Below are 20,364 nucleotides of genomic sequence, written 5' to 3'. Positions count from 1 at the left end.
CACTGCTATGACAATTATTCCCTGCACAGTATGAACTTATCGCGTATTCCGTTGCGGCGCAGACTAAGTTACAATGACGCGCCGATCGTCAACAGGGTCCGGCCGAGTGCCGATCGGCTCTCGATGACCGCGTGCGCGCGCTCGACTTGCTCGATCGGGAACGTCTGACCGATCACCACCTCCAGTCTGCCTGCGGCGACCTCGGTTTGAGCGCGTCGAGCGATGGCCGTCCAGTCGATTTCGCCGGCGACGACATCGAACAGACCGAGCACGGTGATGCCGCGGGCGGCGGCCGCCTCGGCGTCGGCGTGAGCGAAATCACCTGCGGCGGACCCGTATCCGAGGAAGATGCCGCCGTCGGCCGCGGCGGTCAGGGCCAGGCCGCCGAGCGCGCCGCCCGCGCCGTCGAAGACGACATCGGCACCCCCGCCGGTGATCTCACGCACCCGCTCGTCCCAGCCGTCGACCGTGTAGTCGACGACCTCGCTCGCGCCGAGCCGCTGCGCGAGGGCGAGCTTGTCGGCGCCGCGCGCGGCGGCCACCACCTTCGCGCCCGCCGCCACCGACAGCTGGGTGAGCAGCGTGCCGAGACCACCCGCGGCCGCGGTGATCAGCACCCACGAATCCGGGCCGACGGCCGCGTGGTCGAACACGGCGAACGCGGTGCGGCCGTCGTGGGCGAGCGCGACGGCCTGCTGGGTGCTCAGCCCGTCGGCGATCCGCACCAGGGTCTCGGCCTTGGCCAGGGCGTGTTCGGCGTAGCCGCCGGTGGGCACGCCGCCGCCGACACCGCTGGCGGCGGTCTGGGTGACGACGCGCTTGCCGAGCCAGCCGGAGTCGACCTCGGCGCCGACCGCCGAGACGACGCCGCCGATCGCGCCGCCGGGCACGTACGGCAGGCTCAGCGGGAAGAAGTCCCGGCCCCAGCCGCTGCGCAGCCGGGTGTCGAGGAACATCACATCGGCGACCTCGACATCGACCACCACTTCGGCCGGACCGGGTTGCGGCGCGGGCAGTTCCCGCACCTCGAGCACTTCCGGTCCACCGAATTCCTTGACCTGCACAGCACGCATCGCGACTCCCTCGTGGTATCTACACCGACGCGCTCAGCATGGAACCTGAAGTCGAGTTCAGGTCAAGAGGGGTGCGGCGTGGATCACCCGATCACGAGCCGCCACCGCAACTGCTGCTGGAACCACCGCCACAGCTGCTGCTCGATCCGCCGCCACAACTGCTGCTCGAACCACCGCCACAACTGCTGCTCGATCCGCCGCCGCAACCACTGCCGCTGCCGGAGCAACCGCTGCTACTGCCCCCGCCACAACTGCTGGTCGCGCCACCGCCGCAGCTCGATCCGGAGCCGTGCGGCCCGGTCGGCCCGTCGAAGAACCCGTAGGTCCCCGCCGACCCGGCCAGCCAGCTCTGATCGGTGAAACCCTGCGGGCCACGCGGCGGACTCAGCTTGCGAACCAGCACCACTACCGCCGTGACCAGCACCGCGAGACCGACCACCAAGAACGCGAGCACGATCACCAGCATCACCACCATGTCTGCAGGCTAGCCGCCCCACCCGTCCGCGGCAGCGCAGACGAGCGACCACCCAGGGGGCTTACAGTGACATCGTGGCGCTCTCGTTCCTTCGACGCGGTCCGCGACCGATCGACCTCGGCGCGGTCGATCGCACCGTCGCCGACCTGCGTTTCCCCGACGCGATCTTCAAGACCTGCCCCTGGCAGCCGCGCGAACTGGTGGAAACCGGTCTGCGCCAATGGTTGCGCTGCTGCGGCGCGGCGATGCGCGACGACCAGGTGATCGGGATGCCCTCGCACGCGGTCGACGAAGCCTGGCACGGGTTCATCCTGTGCACCCAGCAGTACGCGCGATTCTGTACCGACGCCTACGGCCGGTTCCTGCACCACTTCCCCGACGGCGCCGGCGACAGCGCACCCGATCACGGGTCCATGCTCGACCAGCTCGGCCGGACCGTGGTGGCCTGGTCGCTGGTGGCCGGACCGGACGAACAGTGCGTGCTGTGGGACCTCGACCGCAAGGTCGGCGTCGAGCAGCCGTGGGGCGTGGACGCCCGGCACGTCGCCGCCGTGCGGGAGCGACTGCGCCGGGCGTGACCGCGCGTCAGACCAGCTTCATCCGGCGGGCCGCGAACCGCACCGCGCCGGGCGCGAGCCGGTTGATCCGGTACTGCACCCACGATTCCGGCGTCACCGGCACGATGTCACGGCCGCCGCGCACCGCCTTCACGATCTGCGCCGCGACCTTGTCGGGGGTGTAACCGCGCCGCTCGTAGAGCTTGTCGAACTTGCGCTGGGTGGCCGCCTCGTCCTCGGCGGAGACACCCGAGATGCGGGTGGTGGCCACGATATTGGTGTGCACGATGCCCGGGCACACGGTCGAGACCGAGATGCCGCGCTCGGCCAGTTCGGCCCGCAGGCAGTCGGAGAACATGAACACCGCCGACTTGCTGGTGGCATAGGCGGCCATGTCGCGCTGCGGGCTGTAGGCGGCCATGCTGGACAGGTTCACGATGTGCCCGCCCAGGCCGCGCTCGGCCATCGCCGCGCCGAAAGCCCGGCAGCCGTTGACCACACCGCCCAGGTTGATCCGCAGGACCCGGTCGAATTCCGCGGACGGGGTGTCGAGGAAGCCGCCCGCCTGCCCGACACCGGCGTTGTTGATCAGGACGTCGGGCACGCCGTGCGCGGCGATGACGTCGTCGGCATGCGCACGGACCGCGGCCTCGTCGGACACGTCCAGCGCGTAGGCGTGCGCGACACCACCTTCGGCGACGATCAGCTCCGCTGTCTCCTTGGCGGCGTTCTCGTTCACGTCCGAGACCACCACCTCGCCGCCGAGCCGGGCGAAGGCCAGCGCGGTCTCACGACCGATGCCGCTGCCCGCACCGGTGATCACCACCAGCTTGTTCTCGAATTCCTTACGGGTGCGGCCCACTTCGGCGCGGGCGAGCCCGCGCGGGACCTCACCGCCGGCGAGCGCGTCGATCAGTTCCGTGGTGGCGGTGGCCAGCAGGTCGGGGTGCGAGAACGGCATCCAGTGCCCGGCGGGCACATCCCGACGCCACAGGCGAGCGGTCCACTTGCGGGAGTCGTCGTAGCCCGCGGGGCGCACGGCCACGTCGCGACCGGCCACGATCAGCTGCACCGGCACCTCGGTGCGGCGCTCGCGCGGCGACAGCATGCGCTGCACGATGTTCGCGCGATAGATGAGCAGGCCGTCGACCATGTCGCGGCGGAACGTGGGGCCGAGCACGACATTGCCGGGCGCGGTGTCGTTCATCAGCGCGACGGCGCGCTGCCACACCTTCTCGGTGCCGATGGCGCCGAAGGTGGCGCGCGGCAGCACCGGGGTCATGAAGAACGCGGTGTAGGCCGAGGACAGCGCCTGAGTCACCGGCTGCCAGATGTTGCGCGGGGTCGGTCGGGAGAGCCGGTCGCGCACCCAGGCGGCCAGGTGGTCGAGGTTCGGGCCCGACACCGAGGTGAACGAGGCGATCCGCTCGGTCGCCTGCGGCTCGCACACCGCCTCCCACACCTGCACCGAACCCCAGTCGTGGGCGAGCACGTGCACCGGACGGTCGGGACTGACCGTGTCGATGACGGCGTAGAAGTCGCGGGCGAGTTCGTCGAGCCGGAAGTCGGCGGTGCGCTGGGTGCGGGTGGACTCGCCGTGGCCGCGGGTGTCGTAGGCGACGACGTGGAAGCGCTGCGCGAGTCGTGGAATCACCTTGTCCCACAGGTGGTGGGTGTCGGGCCAGCCGTGCACGAGCACGACGGTGTCGGCCGCGGGGTCGCCGTATTCGAACACGGCGAGCTCGAACTCGCCGTTGCGGACGGTGCGCCGGTTGGCGGCCTGCGTGGTGTCGACAGACATCTCTCTTCGGACTCCTTGTCCTGGAATCGAACTCACAGGTCGAGCACCAATCGCTCACCGTGCGAACGGGATACGCAGGCGAGCAGCTCGCCCGCGGCATGGTCGGCATCGGAGAGGGTGTTCTCCCGATGATCGGGCTCGCCCGCGAGCACCCGCACGACGCAGGTGCGGCAGAAGCCCTGCCGGCACGAGTAGGGCTGGTCGGGGCGGGTCGCGAGGATGGCGTCGAGCGCGCTGCGGTCGGCGGGGACCTCGATCACCGCACCGGTGGAGGCGAATTCGATCTCGAAGGCGGTGCCGTCCACGATCGGCGGCGGCGAGAACCGCTCGAAGTGCAGTTCCACCTGGGGCATGGCGCGCACCGCGGCGACGATCGCCGAGGTCATCGGGGTCGGGCCACAGGCATAGACCGCCGTGCCCGCGCCGACCCCGGGCAGCAGCGCCGCCGCGTCGGGCAGACCGTGCTCGTCGTCGGTGCGCACGACGACATGCTCGCCGAAGCTCTCCAGCTCGGCCAGGAACGGGATGGTGTCGCGCGAGCGCCCCGTGTAGACCATCGTCCACGGCACGCCGAGCCGGTGCGCGAGCCGCGCCATCGGCAGGATCGGTGTGATGCCGATGCCGCCGGCGACGAAGTGCAGGCGCTGCGCGGGCGAACCATGACCGGGAACCGCGAACGGGAAGGCGTTACGCGGACCGCGCACCACGAATCGGCTGCCCACCGGCAGTTCGTCGTGCACCTCGCGCGAGCCACCGCCGCCGTCGGGGATGCGGCGCACCGCGATCCGGTAGGCGCGCTCGTCGGCGGGGTCGCCGCACAGCGAGTACTGCCGCAGCAGGCCGGAGGGCAGCTCGAGATCCAGGTGCGCGCCGGGACGCCACGCGGGCAGCACCCGGCCGTCCGGCGCCTCCAGGCGCAGACTCACCACGTCCTGGTCGTGCGCGACGATCCGGCGCTCGGTGACCACCACCGGGAACCGGCGATCGTCGACGCGCGGGCGCACGTCACGACGGTTGACCAGGGCACTCCAGCGCAGCCGGGCGGTCGCGATCGCGTCGAGCACGCGGGTGCCGGGATCGTGGCGATGCTTGCCGTAGAGGTCGCCGGGCAGCGCCTGCGGCACCTCGCGCACCGTCACGAGGCCGCCGCCCTGGCCGCGGGCGACTGCGCGAGATAGGCGACAGCCTGCGCGGTCGAACCGACGTTCTCCGGGCTGTAGCCGGGCTGGAAGGTCGACAGCGCACTGATCAGCAGCGACGGGATGCCCGGCAACGCGCCGCGCCACATCGCGCCCAGGACCGAGGAGATCACCCGCGGGTACCCGTGATCGGGCAGCTGCGGATCCTGCTGCACCAGGAACTTCGCGCCACGCACCAGCAGCGCGATGAAGATCGGGAACACCAGCATCATCGAGGCGCAGCGGCGCACGTAGCCGACGCCGAAGTACTCGGCGACGTCGTGGGCGACGTTGCGGTGCTCGACCTCCTCGGCACCGTGCCAGCGGAACAGATCGGCCATGCGCGGGTCGGCGCCGAACTTCTCCAAATCGGCGTTGATCACCCAGTCGCCGAGCCAGGCGAAGAAGTGCTCGAGGCAGGCGATGAACGCGAGCCGTTCGATCAGCATCTGCCGTCCGGCGCGGTCGTCACCGCCACGGGGGCCCAGCGTCTTGCGGAACAGGTATTCCATCTGCCGCACGTAGGGCGCCGCGTCGATGCCGTTGGCGGTGAGCACGTCGTGCAGGACCTTCTCGTGGGTCTCGGCGTGCATCGATTCCTGCCCGATGAAACCGAGCATGTCCTCGCGCAGCTTCTCGTCCTTCACGTAGGCCAGCGCCTCGCGGTAGGTCACGATGAACATCCGCTCGCCCTCGGGCAGCAGCATGTTCAGCGCGCTGATCAGGTGGGATGCGTACGGTTCGGCCGGCATCCACTGCAGATCGACATCCGACCAATCGAAGGTCACGTTGCGGGCATGCAGGGCGACCTTGCCGGGATCTACCTCCGGTCGCCGTACGGCCCGGCGAAGTAGCTTCATCGGTACTCCTCGTCCTACCGCGCGTTGCTCGGTCGAGCGCCGGCGCCACGGTGCGCCGGTCGTGCGGTAAGGAAATGATACATGTACGTAGTATTCGAGGTAACACCTATTTTGCCGCGTTTTTCGCCGAAGTCAGGAGGCGAGCAGTGCCACGAACGGGAGCGCGACCAACATCGCGCAGACGGCGATATTGAGCCGTTTGTACTCGACGAGCACGGCGGCGAACTCCCGCAGGATGGCGCTGGGCAGGTAGTAGCGGGCGGTCGGCGCACCGACCGCCTGGGCGTCGAGGCCGACGGATCGGGCGAGCAGCGCGGTGCGCAGCACATGGAAATTGCTGGTGACCAGCACAATGTCGCGGTCGACCCCCTGCCTGGCCAGCAACTCCCTGCTGAACAGCAGGTTTTCCCTGGTGCTCGTCGACCGGTCCTCGGGCAGCACGTCCTGGGCGGGCACGCCGTGTTCGGCCAGGTAGGCGCTCATCGCGTCGGCCTCGGAGACCTTCTCGTCGGAGCCCTTGCCACCACTGGGCACCAGCAGCGGGGTGCGGCCCCGTGCCTGAGCCGCGTGCCAGATGCCCAGCGCCCGGTCCAGCCTGCTCGCCAGCAGCGGCGGCACCCGGTCGCCCAGCAGTCCCGCGCCGTGCACGACGATCGCGGCGGCGTTGTCGGTGCGGGTGGCCATGCCGTAGACCACCGAATAGAGCAGAAACGCCGACAGCACGAAGCCCAGGTAGGCGGCGACGAGGACGACGGCGAGCAGCAGCACGCCGAGCACCTGCCACCGCGCGACCACCGCGACCACCAGCAGCCCGTACGGGACGAGCAACGCCAGGCCCAGGCCGAGCGAGAGCAGATTGGCCGCCCGCACGCCTTCCCGGCGCAACATCACCACCCCGTTGACCATCAGCAAACCCGCCAGCACCAGCACGAGCAGCGGCGACAGCACCAGCGCCAGCGCGAGCAACAACTCCGGCCCCGCTCCCTCCGCGCCGGCGGACACCAGCGCCCCACCCGCGCACAGCAGCCCGAGCAGCAACAGCACCCCGTTACCGAACCGGCGACGCTCCTGACGGAAGCGCAGCGCGAAGATCCCGAGCAGAACCACACCGACCACCAGCAAGATCACCAGGCCACCCTATCCGGCTACCGGCAGGCAACCTCGATGTCGCAGGTAGGGGTCATCCGGCCGAGGCGCGGTGCCGGAACCGGCGCACCAGCGCCGCCGGATCCCAGGCACCGCCGCGCCCCCGGGTGAGCGGGTAGCAGGCGAAGCCGAGGGCGGCGGCGCTCGCGTGTCCCACGTCGGTGAACGTGCGATCGACGAAGACCGGCGGCAGCACGACCGCGAGCACGCCCAGGACGTAGAGCCACCGCCACGGCGTCACCAGCCGGTAGGCCAGCACCGCCGCGACGCCGGCCAGCGCGTAGCTGACGCCCACGTCGAGGGTGTACATCGCGCGTTCGGGTGCGTCGTCGTGGCGGATCGCCCACAGCAGCACGCCTTCGCTGAGGTAGGTGGCGCCGACATGGGCGAGCACCGCCACCGCGAGCCAGCGCAGCGTGCCGAGCCAGCGTTCGGCATTGGCGTGGAAAAGAGTGAACAGCACCGCGTAGGCGAACCAGCTGCCCCCGTCGGTCCAGAACGCGCTGCCGATCAGCACCCGGATGGGGTCCTCGGCCAGATGATGCAGATTGGTCGACCGGTGGCCCAGCCATTGGCGCGCCTCGTCGTCGGGCAGCCGCCGGATGATGATCGTGGTCACCGCCAGCGCGGCCAGCCACAGGTAGGTCCCCGGCGCGCTGCGGACCCACCGCCCCACCGCCACCGCGCCGGTTCGAGCCCGCCCGCTGCCAGATGCGCTCACCACCTCAGTGTGCCGGACCTGCCCCGGGACCGTGGTGCGCGGCGCGAGGACCGTTTCCGGACGGGCTGCCCGGGTAGTCGCCGGATGCGGGGGCACCGAGTGAGCGTGCGCGAGGGGCAGGTGAGTGGCGTGATCCGGGTCGGCACCTCCGGCTGGCAGTACCGCGATTGGCGCGGTGTGCTGTATCCGGAGGGCCTGCCGACGCGACGCTGGCTCGAGCGCTACGCCGACGCGTTCGCCACCGTCGAGTCGAACAATGCCTTCTACCGGCTGCCGAGCCGGGAGACCTTCACCGCCTGGCGGGAGCGCACTCCGGCCGACTTCGTGATCGCGGTGAAGGCCAGCCGCTATCTCACCCACATCAAGCGATTACGGGATCCCGCCGAACCGGTGCAGCGCCTGCTCGACCGGGCCGACGGCCTCGGCGACCGGCTGGGCCCGATCCTGCTGCAACTGCCGCCGACCCTGCGCGCCGATCCCGCGCTGCTCGACGACTGCCTGCGCTGCTTCCCCGCCACGGTGCGGGTCGCCGTCGAGCCGCGGCACGCGTCGTGGTGGACCGACGAGATCCGTGCGGTCCTGGAATCACGGAACGCGGCGCTGGCCTGGGCCGATCGCGACTCGCGCCCGGTCACCCCGCTGTGGCGGACCACCGGCTGGGTCTATCTGCGCCTGCACGCCGGACGCGCCGCTCCCCCACCGCATTACGGTCGCCGGGCGCTGGCGAGCTGGGTGGACCGACTACTCGACGCCGGGCCGGGCGATGCCGACGGCTACGTCTACTTCAACAACGACCACGGCGGTGCCGCCGTCGAGGACGCCGTCACCTTCGCCCACCTCGCCGACGCGGCGGGCGCGCGGGTCAGCCGAGTGCCCGGGTAGGTGTGGACACCCGACCGCGACCGCACCGATGAATTCTGGGTGGAGCCGTCGTCGATACCGGTGGATACACCGACAGCGGTGGGCCTGTGCCGGGACCGTTCCAGCGCGGGCAGAAGCACACGGAGGCAACGATGAGCGTCGACAACCCCGCGCACGAACACCCGGACGAGATGGGCGAGCGGGCGGGCGGGCCGCACAGCCCCAGGGTGCTGGTAGCGGGGGCGAGCATCGCGGGGCCCGCGCTCGCGCACTGGCTGCACCGGCGCGGGGCCGAGGTGACGGTGGTGGAACGGGCCCACACGCTGCGTCCCGGGGGACAGGCGGTGGACGCACGCGGGGTGAGCAGGGAGGTCATCCGGCGCATGGGGCTCGACGCGCGGGTGCGCGCGGCCCGCACCGAGACCGCGGGCGCGCACACCGTGGACGCGACCGGGACCGTGCTGGAGACCGTCCGTGCGGACGACGACGGCGGCGACGGCTACATCGCGGAGATCGAGATCCTGCGCGGTGACCTGTCCCAGGTGCTCTACGACGACACCCGCGACGACGTCGAGTACCTGTTCGGCGACCGGATCGCGACGCTCACCCAGGACCCGGACGGGGTCGACGTGACCTTCGAGAGCGGCGACCGGCGGCGCTTCGACCTGGTGATCGGGGCGGACGGGCTGCACTCGGCACTGCGGGCGATGGTCTTCGGGCCGCACGAGCGATTCCTCCGCCACCTCGGGCTCGTGCTGGCCTTCTACAGCGTGCCCAACGAGTTCGGGCTGGACCGCCGGCTGATCGAGTACCAGCAGTCCGGTCGCACCGCGATTCTGCGGCCGCTGCGGGACACCACCCGGGCGATGGCGATCTTCTCCTTCCCCTCGGGGGACTTCGACGTCGACCACCGCGACATCGCGGCCCAGCAGCGCCTGCTGCGCGAGCGGATGGCCGGTATGGGCTGGTCGACCTCGCGCATCCTCGCCCACCTGGACGACACCCCGGACTTCTACCTCGACCAGGTCGCCCAGGTGGTGATGGACCGCTGGTCGACCGGCCGGGTGGGGCTGCTCGGGGACGCGGCCTTCAGCTCGTCGCCGATGTCCGGGCAGGGCACCGGGCTGGCTCTGGTCGGCGCCTATCTGCTGGCCGGCGAGCTGGCCGCTGCCGGCTGGGACCCGGAGGCCGGATTCACCGGCTACGAGCGGCGGATGCGCTCGTTCGTCGAGGCCAACCAGGAAATCGGCAGGCTGCACGCGCAGAGCTTGACCGCCGCGCCGGGCGAGGCCGCGACCGAGTGGGACTTCGACCTGATCGACCGCGCGATCAACGGCATCGAGCTGCCCGACTACGCGGGACTGCCGGACTCCGGTGTTCCGGTCGAAGCGCCGGTCACGGCGTCGCCGAAGCCATGAAGGCCCCGCCGCGGGGCGGGGCCTTCGGCCGAAAGGCGAGCCACGATCAGCGCTGCGCCGCGCGGGCGGCGATCACCAGCCGGGATCGGTATCCAGCGGAACGTTGATCCAGCTCGGGCGAGCGGGGTCGAGTTCGAGGTGCTGGGTGCGCAGGCCGCTCTCGTTCAGCAACGGCCGCAACGGGATTCCGCTGGGGAAGTTGCTCGCGAAGACGTCGATGCGCAGCCGGTGCCCCGGCAGCAGGACGCCGTCGGTGGCGCGGATGCCGATGTCGATCGTGGTCGGCTCGCCCGGGACGACCGGCTGACGGGTGTCCAGGGTGAGGATCGGGTACGGGTCGGTGTAGTCACCGTTGGGCGAGCGGGTCGACTTGCCGTCGTCGACCGCGCGCAGCGAGGCCACCAGCTGACCCTGCGACCAGACCGTCGACCGGCCGTCGGGCGCGACGTCGTTCACCGTGACGGTCCAGTAGCCGTCGGTCGCGTCGAGCACCGTGTTCAGGTGCGCGGCGATCGCGCCGGAGATCCGGGTCGCCTGGGTGACCGGAGCGGTGGTGAAGGTCAGCGCCGCGCCCTCACTGATCCGCGCGTCCTTGGCGCACACGTCCGGCAGCGGGATCAGCCCCGCCGTGCCCTGCGCGGCGTCCCGCGAGCAGATGGTCGTCAGGCTCGGATCCACCGATACCCGCTGCGCGGCACCGGGTGCGCCGACGAGACTGCCGTCGAAGCGGGCGCCCGGCGCCGAGCCGGACGACGCGGGGTCGAGGTACATCCGCCGGTACTGCATGCCGGGCCGCGGGAAGGCGACGTCGGTCGTCCACTGCTCACTGCCCTGCTGCCACAGGGTGACCGGCTCGTAGCGGTCGACTCCGTTGTCGATGCCCTTGAGCCACTTGTCGAACCACGCCCGCTGCAACGACTCCAGCGGCGCGGGCGCACCGGCCTGGCCCAGACCCGAACTCACGGTCACGTGGTAGACGTTGCCCATGACGAGCTTCTTCTGCTCGGCGGGCACATCGACGGCGTTGTAGATGCGCGGGGTCGAGTAGGTGAAGATGTCGTGCCAGCCGCCGTAGAGGAAGGTCGGCACCCGCACCTGGTCGGGCTGCCCGACCCAGGCGGTGCGCAGCGGGCTCTCGTCGTCGAGGATGCTGGCCATCTCCGGCGGGATCTGGTCCACGCTCGGCGTGGTCAGGGCCGCGATGAGCACATTGAAGAAGGTGAACGGGTCACGCACCCGGTCGCCGAGCCACGTCCAGTCGAACTTGCCGGAAAAAATCGACACCAGGTCCGGCAGCAGCTTCGCCCCGTCGACGGCGAGCAGCCACGGCGGGATGAAGCCGACGCCCAGCGCGCCGCCGGGCGCGGCCACATCGCGGATCAGGTCGCTGCCGGGCACGATCGGGAAGATCGCCTTGAGCGCGGCGGGATGGCGCTGCGCGGTCTGGAGCTGATTGATCCCCGAGTAGGAGATGCCGCTCATCCCGATCTTGCCGTTGGACCAGCCCTGCGCGGCCGCCCAGTCGACGACCTCGACGCCGTCGAGCTGTTCGCGTTCGCCGAACACCTGCCAGGTGCCCTGGGAGAATCCGGTGCCGCGCACATCGACGACGACCTGGGTGTAGCCGCCGCGGATCAGGTTCCGGTCGACACCGAAGGTGCGGGCGGCGCCGCCGGGCAGCGCCTTCATCATGTCGCTGAGGCTGCTGAAGCCGAACGCCGAGAAGTCCAGGTTCTGCAGCACCGGCAGCAGCACGTCGGACAGGCCGGGCACGGCGAGCGCCGAGTCGGCGACGTTGGACACCAGCTTCGTGTACGGCGTCATGTTGACGATGGTGGGCGTCGGCTCGGTGATCGGCTGGCCGTCGGCACCCGCCGGGTGATAGACGTTGGCTTTCAATACCGTTCCGTCACTCATCGTGATCGGCACGTCCCACTCGATGAAGACGTTCGGGTATTGCTGCGGGCCGTTGTGGGTGGCGACGAACTGCGCGTCCAGCCCCCCGTCGGGCGGCAACGCCTGGCCGACCGGGGCCGATGCGACAGCGCCCGCGAACACGACGACGGATGCGACCAGCGCGGCCAGTCGCCCTCGATTTTTGATCATGCTTCGGTCTCAGCCCTCCACCATCGGGAACCACGACGTTCCCGTACCGGGAAGTAACGTAGCCTGCGTCACGTTCGATCGCAAGAACATGTTCTCGGCCCCTCCCCCGCAACCACCGGCCGCCGCGCCGACCCGCACGAGCCACCTGACAGAATCGATGGCGTGAACGCGCCCGATATCGATGCCGACGGACGCAGGTACCGCGGCGCCGCACCCGGACAGCGTCAGCAGGAACGGCGTGCCCGGCTCATCGAGGCGGCCACCGAAGCCTTCGGCACCGACGGCTACCGCAACACCACCGTCACCACCATCTGTGCCGCGGCCGGCGTCGGGAAGCGGTACTTCTACGAATCCTTCACCGACAGCGAGGACCTGCTGCTCGAGGTGTATCGCGAGGTCACCGCGCGGATGCTGGAGGCGATCCACGTCGGCATCGGCGACCTCGACGCCGATATCGACACCAGGGTGCGCGGCACGCTCACGGCGTACTTCCAGCTCATCCTCGACGATCCCCGCGTGCCGCGGATCGCCTTCTTCGAGATCCTCGGCGTGAGCCCGACCGTCGACCGCGCCTACCACGATGTGCTCGACGCGCTGGTCGACATCTGCCTGGCGCTGTTGACGCCGTATGTGGATCTGGACTCCCATCCCGCGCCGAGCGCGCGGATGGTCGTGCTCGGGCTGGTCGGCGCGATCCTGATCATCGCCCAGAAATGGGTGCTCGACGACTACCGTCAGCCGCTGGCCGATGTCGTCGACAGCGGTTGCCTGGTGGTCGGCGCGGTGCTGGACCGGATCAGCGCGGACGCCGAATAGGGTTGCCCTGGAGCGTTCTCCGTGCGCCGATGCCGTCGAGCAGAGCGGCGAGACCGAACCGGAACGTCCCGTCCGGGGCGGCGTTGCAGCCCGTGCCCGCCGGCTTCCCGGCGTGGACCTGGACCCTCCAGAAGGTCCGCAACACCGTGGATTTCGGCGGCGCCCTGCTCGGCCTGGCGATCTCGGTCCTCGGCTGAGATCGCCGAACCCCGGTCAGGGGATCGCGAGGACGGCCACTCCCACGAGTACGTCGACCAGACCGCAGAACTCCGCGAAGGTACGCGCGACCGTGCGCCGCGCGTGCCGATGTTCGTAGTCCCACAGACCGTGCCCGATCCAGCCCGCCGCGACCAGGACCCGCGCCCACCCGGTATCCACGTGCTGCGCCGCCACCGCGAGCACCGTGAACAGCGCGAAACCCGAGAGCTGCGCCAGAAACGGCCGATCGACCCGGTCGTGGCGCAGCGCCAGGGCCACCGCGAGCGCCGCCACCACCGCCAGCACGACCGTGGTCGGCACCAGGTTCTGCACCGACAGCAGGCCGAACAGGACACCGAGCGCGCCGAAGACAGCCCATGTGCGATCCGGCCTGCCGAGGGCCGCGGTGACCAGATAGATCAGCGGCAACACGACCAACAGCTCCGCCAGCGCCCGCACCGTGCTCTCCGCGCCCGTCGGCCAGATCAGCAGCACCAGCCCGAGCGCGACGACACTCGGCCAGCGCCGCGGCATCGCCGCACCGATTCTTCTGTATCCCAAGGACATTCGCTGGTCCGATACCGTCATGACCCGCCTCCGTCGATCGCCGTTCCCTCAGCCTGGTGCGCGCGAACGCGACATTCGACAGCCGCGGCCGACCCTGTCTGTTTTCTTGTGATTCCTGGCAGAACAGACCCGCGAGGACGACGCCCGGCCCACCTACACTGGGCCCTATGGGCGCACGGACTGTTGCCGTCATCGGCTACGACGGCGCCGAGCTGCTCGACCTGGCCTGCGTCACCACCACCCTCGACGGCGCCAACCGGCTCGGCGCCGATCCGCCGTACCGGGTCGAACTGGCCACGCGCGGCGGGCGGACCATCACCTGCGATTCCGGGCTGCGGTTGCACGGGCAGGCCCGGTGGGAGCGCCTCACCGGCCCCCTCGACACCTTGATCGTCTCCGGCGGTCTCGGCCATCTGGACGCGGCGCGCGACACCGCACTGGTCGCGCATGTCCGCAGGCTCGCCGCGGTGAGCCGCCGCGTCGCCTCGGTCTGCACCGGGGCGAGCGTGCTGGCCGCGGCCGGACTGCTCGACGGCAGGCGGGCGACCACGCACTGGATCGCCGCCGACATGCTGGCCGCCGAATATCCGCGCGTCACCGTCGATCCCGATCCGATCTACATCCGTGACGGCCGCGTCGCCACGGCGGCGGGGATGACCAGCGCGATCGACCTCATGCTCGCCTTCGTCGAGGAGGACCACGGCGCCGAGCTGGCCCGCCAGGTCGCCCGCGGCCTGGTGACCTACTTGCAGCGGCCCGGTTCACAGGCGCAGATGAGCATGTTCACCGCGCAGCCGCACGCCGAGCACGCGCTGGTCCGGCGGGTCACCGCGCATATCGCCGCGCATCTGTCCGAGGACCTGTCCACCGCGACGCTGGCCGCCAGGGAAGGCGTGAGCGCACGTCACCTGACCAGGCTGTTCGGCAAGCATCTCGGCGTCACTCCCGGCCGCCACATCCGCCGCGCGCGGGTCGAGGCCGCCGCGCAACTGCTCGTCCACACCACGACCCCGGTCGCGGTGATCGCGACCCGCTGCGGCTTCGGCACCGCCGAATCACTGCGGCAGGCCTTCGTCCGCCGATTCGGGGTCGCCCCCGCCCACTATCGGGCAACGTTGTCGCGTCCTGCTCCCGACGCCGACCCGGAACCGTTGCCGGTCAGCCGATCCCGGCGGTGAAGGCGGTGAATCGCTCGGCGATGCGGTCGGGGTACTCGCCGTTGATGGCGTGGGACGCGTCGGGCCAGACCTCGACCTGCGCGCCGGGGATCAGGCGCGCGGTGGCGGCGGCCCGGTCGGCGTCGTGCACGATGGAGCGGCCCGCGAACAGGGCCAAGACCGGCACCGTCAGAGCGCGCAGCTGGTCCTCGGTGGGGCGCGGGAGCAGCGGCTGGGCGCCACGGTAATCCGTCATCCCGGCGGCGATCAGCCTGCCCTCGGGAATCGAGTCGTCGACCGGGACACCGCCGGAGATCCAGCCCAGCAAGCGGTTTCGCAGCCCGGTCGGCAGGGCGGGGACCGCACTGCCCAGCGAGACGACGATCATCTTCCAGCTCAGCCGGGCGAAGGTATCGGCCGGATCGAGCAGGGTGATCGAGGCGACGCGCTCCGGACGATGCAGCGCGGTCTGCACGGCCAGGTTCGCGCCGATGCTGACACCGAGCAGATGGGCCCGCCGGACCCCCAGTCCCACCAGGGTTTCGGCGATCCAGGTCGCCTGATCCGACCCATCGGTCAGCGCCGTGGTCTGCCCGCTCGCGCCCGGCTCACCCACGCTGTCCACCGACCAGACCGTGCGCCGCGCCATCAGGCCCGGCAGGTTGGTGGCCCACATCGGCGTCGAGGCCTGGCGGCCGGACAGCAAGACCACGGGGGTGTCGCCGCCGGGACCGAAGCGGTAGGCGCGCACGGGACCGAACGAGGTCGGCACCGCGGCGATGGCATCGGGCGGCGGAAGTTGGGCCATGCCCGCGCGGTAGGCGGCGGCGAAGTGCTCGAAGCTCGCCCGGTCGGGGAAGTATCCGACCTTGTCCGCGGGTCGGCCGATCGTGGGAGCAAGGAACAACCCGTCCGCGGCCATATCGCCGAGCGTAGACCGCTGACCTGAGCGTATCCCGCAGCCGCGGTCGGCACGTGGTCAGCGCCCGCGCAGCAGGGCGACGATCGCGTCCTGATTCCTCCGCTCGGCGTTGTCCAGCGCGGTGCGGCCGTCCGCGTCGCGGATCCGCGGGTCGGCGCCCGCGTCGAGCAGCGCGGTCACGGTCTCCTGGTAGCGCTGCGAGCCGTCGCCGTAGACGATCGCCTCCTGCAGCGCCGTCCATTTCGGCGTGTTGACGTGGTTCACGTCGACGCCCGCCGCGATCAGCAGGCGCACGGTGCTCACGTGCCCGTGCTCACTGGCGGGAATGAGCGCGGTCCCGCCGTAGCGATTGACGCTGCGCAGGTCGGCGCCGTGGCGCAGGACCGGCTCGAGGATCTCGTCGAAGCCCTCGGCACCCGCGTAGAGGTAGGCGGAGTCCTGCAGGTCGTCCTTGGCGTCGACGTCGGCGCCCGCGTCGATGAGAGCCACCGCCGCCGCACTCGCCCGGTTCTTGGTGGCGGCGACCAGCGGCGTCCGGCCCTGGTCGCCGCGCGTTTCCAGATCGGCGCCCCGAGCGATCAGGTCACGTACGCGCGCCGCGTCGTTGCTCGCGGCGGCGGCGAACAGGTCGTCGTCGAGGCTGTGGTCGAGCTGCCGGGTGGTCGGCGGCGCCTGGATGGGGGCCTCGGTGGTCACCGTGGTGGCCGGAGCGGCGGACCGTACGTCCGGATCGGCGGAACAGGCGCCGATACCCACCGCCAGCACGGCGAGCGCGAGCACGCTCGCGCGGGCGCCACGGATGGTCGAACGAGCCGGGTGCATGGGTTCTCCTCTGGTCAGGTCCCCTCCACCGTGCCCAGCGAGTGCCATCGCGTCCAGGACGCAGTACCGATCATCGCCATCGACACCGTCTATGGCGTGTCGCGGTAACCACGCGGTGAACAGCGCAGAACCATCGCGCTCGCCGTATTGCCCTGCGCGCCAGCCGATGTCCACACTGAGAGCCGTCCGACAGCGCGGTCGACACCTCCGCGGCCCGCACGGTCTCCCTGCCCCGCGCATCACGACGGGCGGCGATCACCACGAGCCGAAGGACGCGCGATGCCGTTTCTGCTGATCTCCGGAGTCTTCGTCGCCAAGGGCGCCCAGCCCGACGGCGACTCGGTGCGCTTCCGTCCCGACGACCCCACCCTGTGGGACCGGGTGGGCGGCCCACATCGGGTGAAACGCAACGCCTCCGGCGCCGCGCAGTTGCGGCTGGACGGCATCGATTCGCTGGAGACGCACTACACGCCCCGCCACGGCACCCGCACCCACCAACCGTTGCCGCTCGCCCACGCCGCCGCCGAGGAGCTGCTCGCCTGGCTGGGCTTCACCGGCGTGGTGCGCGATGCGAACGAGACCGTCACCGCCGCGGATCAGGCCGAGGTGCCCGGTTTCATCCTGACCCGGGGCGCCGATCTGCACGGCCGGTGTGTCGCCTTCGCCGGGCGCGGCGCCTCGCCCGACAGTGCGGGCGCCGAGATGTTCGTCGACGTGGCCCTGCTGCGACTCACCCTCAATCACCACCAGCTGGCCACCGGCCTGGCCTACCCGACGTTCTATCGCAGCCTGTTCCCCGCCCTGCGGACCGAGTTCGCCGCGGTCGCCACGGCCGCCGCGACCGCGGCGACCCCGCTCGGTGTCTGGGCGGCCGACGCGACGACCACCGGCGCCGCGATCACCTCGCCGACCGCCCTGTCCGACGAGGTGGTGCTGCTACCGAAGCTGTTCCGCCGCCTGGCCGACTACCTCGCGCTCGGCGACGGCGATCTCTCGCTCGACGGCTTCCCCGCCTTCCTCGCCCAGGCGGCCGACCGCTTCTTCATCCTCTCCACCGGCCACTCCACCACCGGTCTCGACGCGATCACCGTGGTCGACGGCCCGACCGTGCGCCTGACCCACCCGCCGACGGATCTGGTCTTCGACGAGAAGTAGCCGGGTGAGATACCTCGTTCCCGGGGTACCCCTGGGACATGACTACTCACGAGGACCAACAACTCGACGAGGTCATCGAACGGTTGACCATCCGGTATCCGACCGTCGCCCCCGCCGAGATCGCCGACATCGTCCGCCGGACCCACGACCAGTTCGCCCGGGCCCACGTCCGCGACTTCGTCCCGCTGCTCGTCGAGCATCACGTGCAGGACGCGCTCGGCACCCGGACCGGCCGGATCCCACCCATCCCGATGTGATCCGGCGCTGGACCCCGCTAGCGTTGACGACGACGTCAACCTAGGAGGTCCGCATGCCCGACACCGTTCGCGGAGTCATCGCCCGCGCGAAGAACGCGCCGGTCGAAACCGTCGATATCGTGATTCCCGATCCCGGGCCGCACGATGTGGTCGTCCGCGTCCAGGCGTGCGGGGTCTGCCACACCGATCTGCACTACCGCGAGGGCGGGATCAACGACGAGTTCCCGTTCCTGCTCGGCCACGAGGCGGCGGGTGTCGTCGAGTCGGTCGGCGCGGCGGTCACCCATGTCGCCGAGGGCGATTTCGTCGTGCTGAACTGGCGCGCGGTCTGCGGCGAGTGCCGGGCCTGTCGGCGCGGTCGCCCCTGGTACTGCTTCGACACCCACAACGCCAGCGTGCCGATGACGCTCACCGACGGCACCCCGCTCACTCCGGCGCTCGGCGTCGGCGCGTTCGCCGACAAGACCCTGGTGCACGAAAAGCAGTGCACCAAGGTCGATCCCGAGACCGATCCGGCCGTGGCCGGACTGCTCGGCTGCGGTGTGATGGCCGGCATCGGCGCGGCGGTGAACACCGGCGCGGTCTCGCGCGGCGACAGTGTCGCGGTGATCGGCTGCGGCGGCGTCGGTGACGCGGCCATCGCCGGCGCCTTCCTCGCCGGCGCGGGCACCATCATCGCGATCGATCGCGACCCGCGAAAGCTGGAGTGGGCCAGGGACTTCGGTGCCACCCACACCATCGACGCGAGCACCGCCGATGTGGTCGAGCAGATCAAGGAACTCACCGACGGATTCGGTGCCGACGTGGTGATCGACGCGGTCGGGCGCCCGGAGACCTGGAAGCAGGCGTTCTACGGCCGCGACCTGGCAGGCACCGTGGTGCTCGTCGGCGTCCCGACCCCGGACATGACCCTGGACATGCCGCTGATCGATCTGTTCTCGCACGGCGGCGCGCTGAAGTCGTCCTGGTACGGCGATTGCCTGCCCGAACGCGACTTCCCGATGCTCATCGACCTGCACCGCCAGGGCAGGCTGCCGCTGGATCGCTTCGTCACCGAGCGCATCGGCGTCGACGAGGTCGAGCAGTCGTTCGCCGCCATGGGCGAGGGCAAGGTGCTGCGCTCGGTGGTGGTCTGGTGAGTGCCCGCATCGAGAAGGTCGTCACCTCGGGCACTTTCGCGCTCGACGGCGGCACCTGGGACGTCGACAACAATGTGTGGCTGATCGGTGACGACACCGAGGTGCTGGTGGTCGACGCCGCTCACGATGCCGACGCCATCGCCGCCGCGGTCGGTGCCCGGCACGTCACCGCGATCCTGTGCACGCACGGCCACAACGACCACGTGACCGTCGCGCCGGAGCTGTCCCAGCGACTCGACGCGCCGGTCCTGCTGCATCCGGGCGACGAGCCGCTGTGGCGGATGACCCACCCCGACGCCGCCTACCGCTCGCTGGCCGACATCGACCGGATCACGGTGGCGGGCACCGCTATCGACCTGCTGCACACTCCGGGCCACTCCCCCGGCTCGGTCTCGCTGCACCTGCCGGAGTTGTCGGCCCTGTTCACCGGCGACACCCTGTTCGCGGGCGGACCCGGCGCCACCGGCCGTTCCTTCTCCGATTTCGGCACCATCATCGATTCCATCCGCGACCGGCTGTTCGCCCTCCCGGACGATACGACGGTGCACACCGGCCACGGCCCCGACACCGCGATCGGCGACGAACGTCCCGCGCTCGCGGACTGGATCGCCCGCGGTCACTGAGCCCGCCGGAAGTGTCCGCCGCATCCGTCGGCGGGCACTCCCGGACGCTCGAATCCATCGCGCCCCAGGAGCCGGTCAGCCGATCCGTCGGGCGCGAACCAACGCCAGCCCGCCGAGCGCCGCGCCCAGCACCCCGACCACGCCGGCGATGTACCCGCCCGCGATCCCGTTGCCGGTGCCGAGACCACCGTCGGCGGTGACCACGACGAACACTCCGACAACGGCGGCGATCACCGCCGCGCCCACCGCGAACGCGGCCCGGACACTCGACGGCCGCGCCAGCGCGATCCCGCCGAGGACGGCCCCGAACAGGGCGAGAAACGCGGCCGAGGTCGCGATCGCGCGGTCGGCGGTCAGGCCGTAGGCGTCCGCGACGAGAACGGTCGACGCGGACGCCGGCGCGGCCGAGACGAGCCCGGCGCCCAGAACGGCGGCGACGGTGCCGGGGAGGTGACGGAAAGACGACATGGGGTGCTCCTTCGATCTGCTGCGTACCGCTCGATCGTCGCCCC

At 70.8% G+C, this 20,364-nt stretch carries 22 protein-coding genes; 11 read left to right on the top strand and 11 right to left on the bottom strand.

Going from position 1 to position 20,364, the window contains the following annotated elements; all coding sequences use genetic code 11:
- Positions 1–68 precede the first annotated feature (68 nt).
- The gene (locus Q7X29_RS10720) at positions 69–1,073 is read right to left on the bottom strand and encodes a zinc-binding dehydrogenase (RefSeq protein ID WP_316573951.1); all 1,005 of its coding nucleotides are present in this window, start codon (positions 1,071–1,073) and stop codon (positions 69–71) included.
- 71 nt (positions 1,074–1,144) lie between these two features.
- On the opposite strand from Q7X29_RS10720, the gene Q7X29_RS10715 reads away from it, so the two are divergent.
- Positions 1,145–1,396, top strand: coding sequence for a hypothetical protein (locus Q7X29_RS10715; protein WP_316573950.1), 252 nt, complete (start codon positions 1,145–1,147; stop codon positions 1,394–1,396).
- A 226-nt stretch (positions 1,397–1,622) separates the two neighbouring features.
- A complete protein-coding gene (locus Q7X29_RS10710; RefSeq protein WP_218718932.1) occupies positions 1,623–2,126 on the top strand; it encodes a glycine-rich domain-containing protein in 504 nt (167 codons plus the stop codon).
- Positions 2,127–2,133: 7 nt separating this feature from the next.
- Here the strand turns inward: Q7X29_RS10710 and Q7X29_RS10705 are convergent, their stop codons facing one another.
- The 5 genes from Q7X29_RS10705 to Q7X29_RS10685 form a co-directional block, all read right to left on the bottom strand.
- Complete coding sequence (locus Q7X29_RS10705) at positions 2,134–3,906, bottom strand: SDR family oxidoreductase (protein WP_316573949.1); 1,773 nt, start codon at positions 3,904–3,906, stop codon at positions 2,134–2,136.
- 32 nt (positions 3,907–3,938) lie between these two features.
- Positions 3,939–5,045, bottom strand: coding sequence for a PDR/VanB family oxidoreductase (locus Q7X29_RS10700; RefSeq protein WP_316573948.1), 1,107 nt, complete (start codon positions 5,043–5,045; stop codon positions 3,939–3,941).
- Positions 5,042–5,944, bottom strand: a complete 903-nt coding sequence (locus Q7X29_RS10695) for a metal-dependent hydrolase (RefSeq protein WP_218718935.1) — start codon at positions 5,942–5,944, stop codon at positions 5,042–5,044. Before Q7X29_RS10695 ends, Q7X29_RS10700 begins: the two co-directional genes overlap by 4 nt.
- Positions 5,945–6,076: 132 nt before the next feature.
- Positions 6,077–7,072, bottom strand: coding sequence for a YdcF family protein (locus Q7X29_RS10690; RefSeq protein ID WP_316573947.1), 996 nt, complete (start codon positions 7,070–7,072; stop codon positions 6,077–6,079).
- A gap of 52 nt (positions 7,073–7,124) precedes the next feature.
- Positions 7,125–7,811, bottom strand: a complete 687-nt coding sequence (locus Q7X29_RS10685; protein ID WP_308248511.1) for a rhomboid-like protein — start codon at positions 7,809–7,811, stop codon at positions 7,125–7,127.
- A 99-nt stretch (positions 7,812–7,910) separates the two neighbouring features.
- Here Q7X29_RS10685 and Q7X29_RS10680 point away from each other — a divergent pair, with 99 nt between their 5' ends.
- The gene (locus tag Q7X29_RS10680) at positions 7,911–8,693 is read left to right on the top strand and encodes a DUF72 domain-containing protein (protein ID WP_316573946.1); all 783 of its coding nucleotides are present in this window, start codon (positions 7,911–7,913) and stop codon (positions 8,691–8,693) included.
- A 131-nt stretch (positions 8,694–8,824) separates the two neighbouring features.
- On the top strand, positions 8,825–10,090 hold the full coding sequence (locus Q7X29_RS10675; RefSeq protein WP_316573945.1) for an FAD-dependent monooxygenase: 1,266 nt from the start codon (positions 8,825–8,827) through the stop codon (positions 10,088–10,090).
- A gap of 72 nt (positions 10,091–10,162) precedes the next feature.
- On the opposite strand, the gene Q7X29_RS10670 is transcribed toward Q7X29_RS10675, so the two are convergent.
- Positions 10,163–12,196 carry a CocE/NonD family hydrolase gene (locus tag Q7X29_RS10670; RefSeq protein WP_316573944.1) on the bottom strand — a complete coding sequence of 678 codons (2,034 nt, stop codon included), beginning with the start codon at positions 12,194–12,196 and terminating at the stop codon, positions 10,163–10,165.
- A 162-nt stretch (positions 12,197–12,358) separates the two neighbouring features.
- Here Q7X29_RS10670 and Q7X29_RS10665 point away from each other — a divergent pair, with 162 nt between their 5' ends.
- A complete protein-coding gene (locus Q7X29_RS10665) occupies positions 12,359–13,012 on the top strand; it encodes a TetR/AcrR family transcriptional regulator (protein ID WP_218718940.1) in 654 nt (217 codons plus the stop codon).
- Positions 13,013–13,041: 29 nt separating this feature from the next.
- On the top strand, positions 13,042–13,209 hold the full coding sequence (locus tag Q7X29_RS10660) for a hypothetical protein (protein WP_218718941.1): 168 nt from the start codon (positions 13,042–13,044) through the stop codon (positions 13,207–13,209).
- 16 nt (positions 13,210–13,225) lie between these two features.
- Here the strand turns inward: Q7X29_RS10660 and Q7X29_RS10655 are convergent, their stop codons facing one another.
- The gene (locus Q7X29_RS10655) at positions 13,226–13,744 is read right to left on the bottom strand and encodes a hypothetical protein (RefSeq protein ID WP_316573943.1); all 519 of its coding nucleotides are present in this window, start codon (positions 13,742–13,744) and stop codon (positions 13,226–13,228) included.
- A gap of 200 nt (positions 13,745–13,944) precedes the next feature.
- Here Q7X29_RS10655 and Q7X29_RS10650 point away from each other — a divergent pair, with 200 nt between their 5' ends.
- Positions 13,945–14,955 (top strand): GlxA family transcriptional regulator, encoded by a 1,011-nt coding sequence (locus Q7X29_RS10650; protein WP_218718943.1) that lies wholly within the window; start codon positions 13,945–13,947, stop codon positions 14,953–14,955.
- Here Q7X29_RS10650 and Q7X29_RS10645 read toward each other — a convergent pair.
- Together Q7X29_RS10645 and Q7X29_RS10640 are read right to left on the bottom strand one after the other, a co-directional pair.
- On the bottom strand, positions 14,936–15,856 hold the full coding sequence (locus Q7X29_RS10645; protein ID WP_316573942.1) for an alpha/beta fold hydrolase: 921 nt from the start codon (positions 15,854–15,856) through the stop codon (positions 14,936–14,938). The genes Q7X29_RS10650 and Q7X29_RS10645 overlap by 20 nt on opposite strands.
- Before the next feature lie 57 nt (positions 15,857–15,913).
- Positions 15,914–16,678, bottom strand: a complete 765-nt coding sequence (locus tag Q7X29_RS10640) for an ankyrin repeat domain-containing protein (protein ID WP_316573941.1) — start codon at positions 16,676–16,678, stop codon at positions 15,914–15,916.
- Positions 16,679–16,957: 279 nt separating this feature from the next.
- On the opposite strand from Q7X29_RS10640, the gene Q7X29_RS10635 reads away from it, so the two are divergent.
- Genes Q7X29_RS10635 through Q7X29_RS10620 form a run of 4 tightly spaced genes read left to right on the top strand, consistent with a single transcriptional unit; the run spans position 16,958 to position 19,852 of the window.
- Positions 16,958–17,833, top strand: a complete 876-nt coding sequence (locus tag Q7X29_RS10635; RefSeq protein WP_218718945.1) for a hypothetical protein — start codon at positions 16,958–16,960, stop codon at positions 17,831–17,833.
- Positions 17,834–17,871: 38 nt separating this feature from the next.
- Complete coding sequence (locus Q7X29_RS10630; protein WP_218718946.1) at positions 17,872–18,090, top strand: three-helix bundle dimerization domain-containing protein; 219 nt, start codon at positions 17,872–17,874, stop codon at positions 18,088–18,090.
- A 53-nt stretch (positions 18,091–18,143) separates the two neighbouring features.
- The gene (locus Q7X29_RS10625) at positions 18,144–19,229 is read left to right on the top strand and encodes an S-(hydroxymethyl)mycothiol dehydrogenase (RefSeq protein WP_316573940.1); all 1,086 of its coding nucleotides are present in this window, start codon (positions 18,144–18,146) and stop codon (positions 19,227–19,229) included.
- Positions 19,226–19,852, top strand: a complete 627-nt coding sequence (locus Q7X29_RS10620; protein ID WP_316573939.1) for an MBL fold metallo-hydrolase — start codon at positions 19,226–19,228, stop codon at positions 19,850–19,852. Before Q7X29_RS10625 ends, Q7X29_RS10620 begins: the two co-directional genes overlap by 4 nt.
- Before the next feature lie 75 nt (positions 19,853–19,927).
- On the opposite strand, the gene Q7X29_RS10615 is transcribed toward Q7X29_RS10620, so the two are convergent.
- Positions 19,928–20,320, bottom strand: a complete 393-nt coding sequence (locus Q7X29_RS10615) for a DUF6223 family protein (protein WP_218718949.1) — start codon at positions 20,318–20,320, stop codon at positions 19,928–19,930.
- Positions 20,321–20,364: the final 44 nt, after the last annotated feature.

The organism is Nocardia canadensis (assembly GCF_032656385.1).
In the GTDB taxonomy this organism is placed as follows: domain Bacteria; phylum Actinomycetota; class Actinomycetes; order Mycobacteriales; family Mycobacteriaceae; genus Nocardia; species Nocardia canadensis.
Note: the sequence above shows the minus strand (reverse complement) of the source record. Positions and strands in the feature narration are given on the sequence as shown.

What these genes read in the sequence shown, in the direction of transcription:
- Q7X29_RS10720 (WP_316573951.1), bottom strand. Translation starts at nt 1,073, where the DNA reads ATGCGTGCTGTGCAGGTCAAGGAATTCGGTGGACCGGAAGTGCTCGAG.
- Q7X29_RS10650 (WP_218718943.1), top strand. Translation starts at nt 13,945, where the DNA reads ATGGGCGCACGGACTGTTGCCGTCATCGGCTACGACGGCGCCGAGCTG.
- Q7X29_RS10705 (WP_316573949.1), bottom strand. Translation starts at nt 3,906, where the DNA reads ATGTCTGTCGACACCACGCAGGCCGCCAACCGGCGCACCGTCCGCAAC.
- Q7X29_RS10675 (WP_316573945.1), top strand. Translation starts at nt 8,825, where the DNA reads ATGAGCGTCGACAACCCCGCGCACGAACACCCGGACGAGATGGGCGAG.
- Q7X29_RS10630 (WP_218718946.1), top strand. Translation starts at nt 17,872, where the DNA reads ATGACTACTCACGAGGACCAACAACTCGACGAGGTCATCGAACGGTTG.
- Q7X29_RS10660 (WP_218718941.1), top strand. Translation starts at nt 13,042, where the DNA reads ATGCCGTCGAGCAGAGCGGCGAGACCGAACCGGAACGTCCCGTCCGGG.
- Q7X29_RS10625 (WP_316573940.1), top strand. Translation starts at nt 18,144, where the DNA reads ATGCCCGACACCGTTCGCGGAGTCATCGCCCGCGCGAAGAACGCGCCG.
- Q7X29_RS10655 (WP_316573943.1), bottom strand. Translation starts at nt 13,744, where the DNA reads ATGCCGCGGCGCTGGCCGAGTGTCGTCGCGCTCGGGCTGGTGCTGCTG.
- Q7X29_RS10670 (WP_316573944.1), bottom strand. Translation starts at nt 12,196, where the DNA reads ATGATCAAAAATCGAGGGCGACTGGCCGCGCTGGTCGCATCCGTCGTC.
- Q7X29_RS10640 (WP_316573941.1), bottom strand. Translation starts at nt 16,678, where the DNA reads ATGCACCCGGCTCGTTCGACCATCCGTGGCGCCCGCGCGAGCGTGCTC.
- Q7X29_RS10645 (WP_316573942.1), bottom strand. Translation starts at nt 15,856, where the DNA reads ATGGCCGCGGACGGGTTGTTCCTTGCTCCCACGATCGGCCGACCCGCG.
- Q7X29_RS10635 (WP_218718945.1), top strand. Translation starts at nt 16,958, where the DNA reads ATGCCGTTTCTGCTGATCTCCGGAGTCTTCGTCGCCAAGGGCGCCCAG.
- Q7X29_RS10695 (WP_218718935.1), bottom strand. Translation starts at nt 5,944, where the DNA reads ATGAAGCTACTTCGCCGGGCCGTACGGCGACCGGAGGTAGATCCCGGC.
- Q7X29_RS10615 (WP_218718949.1), bottom strand. Translation starts at nt 20,320, where the DNA reads ATGTCGTCTTTCCGTCACCTCCCCGGCACCGTCGCCGCCGTTCTGGGC.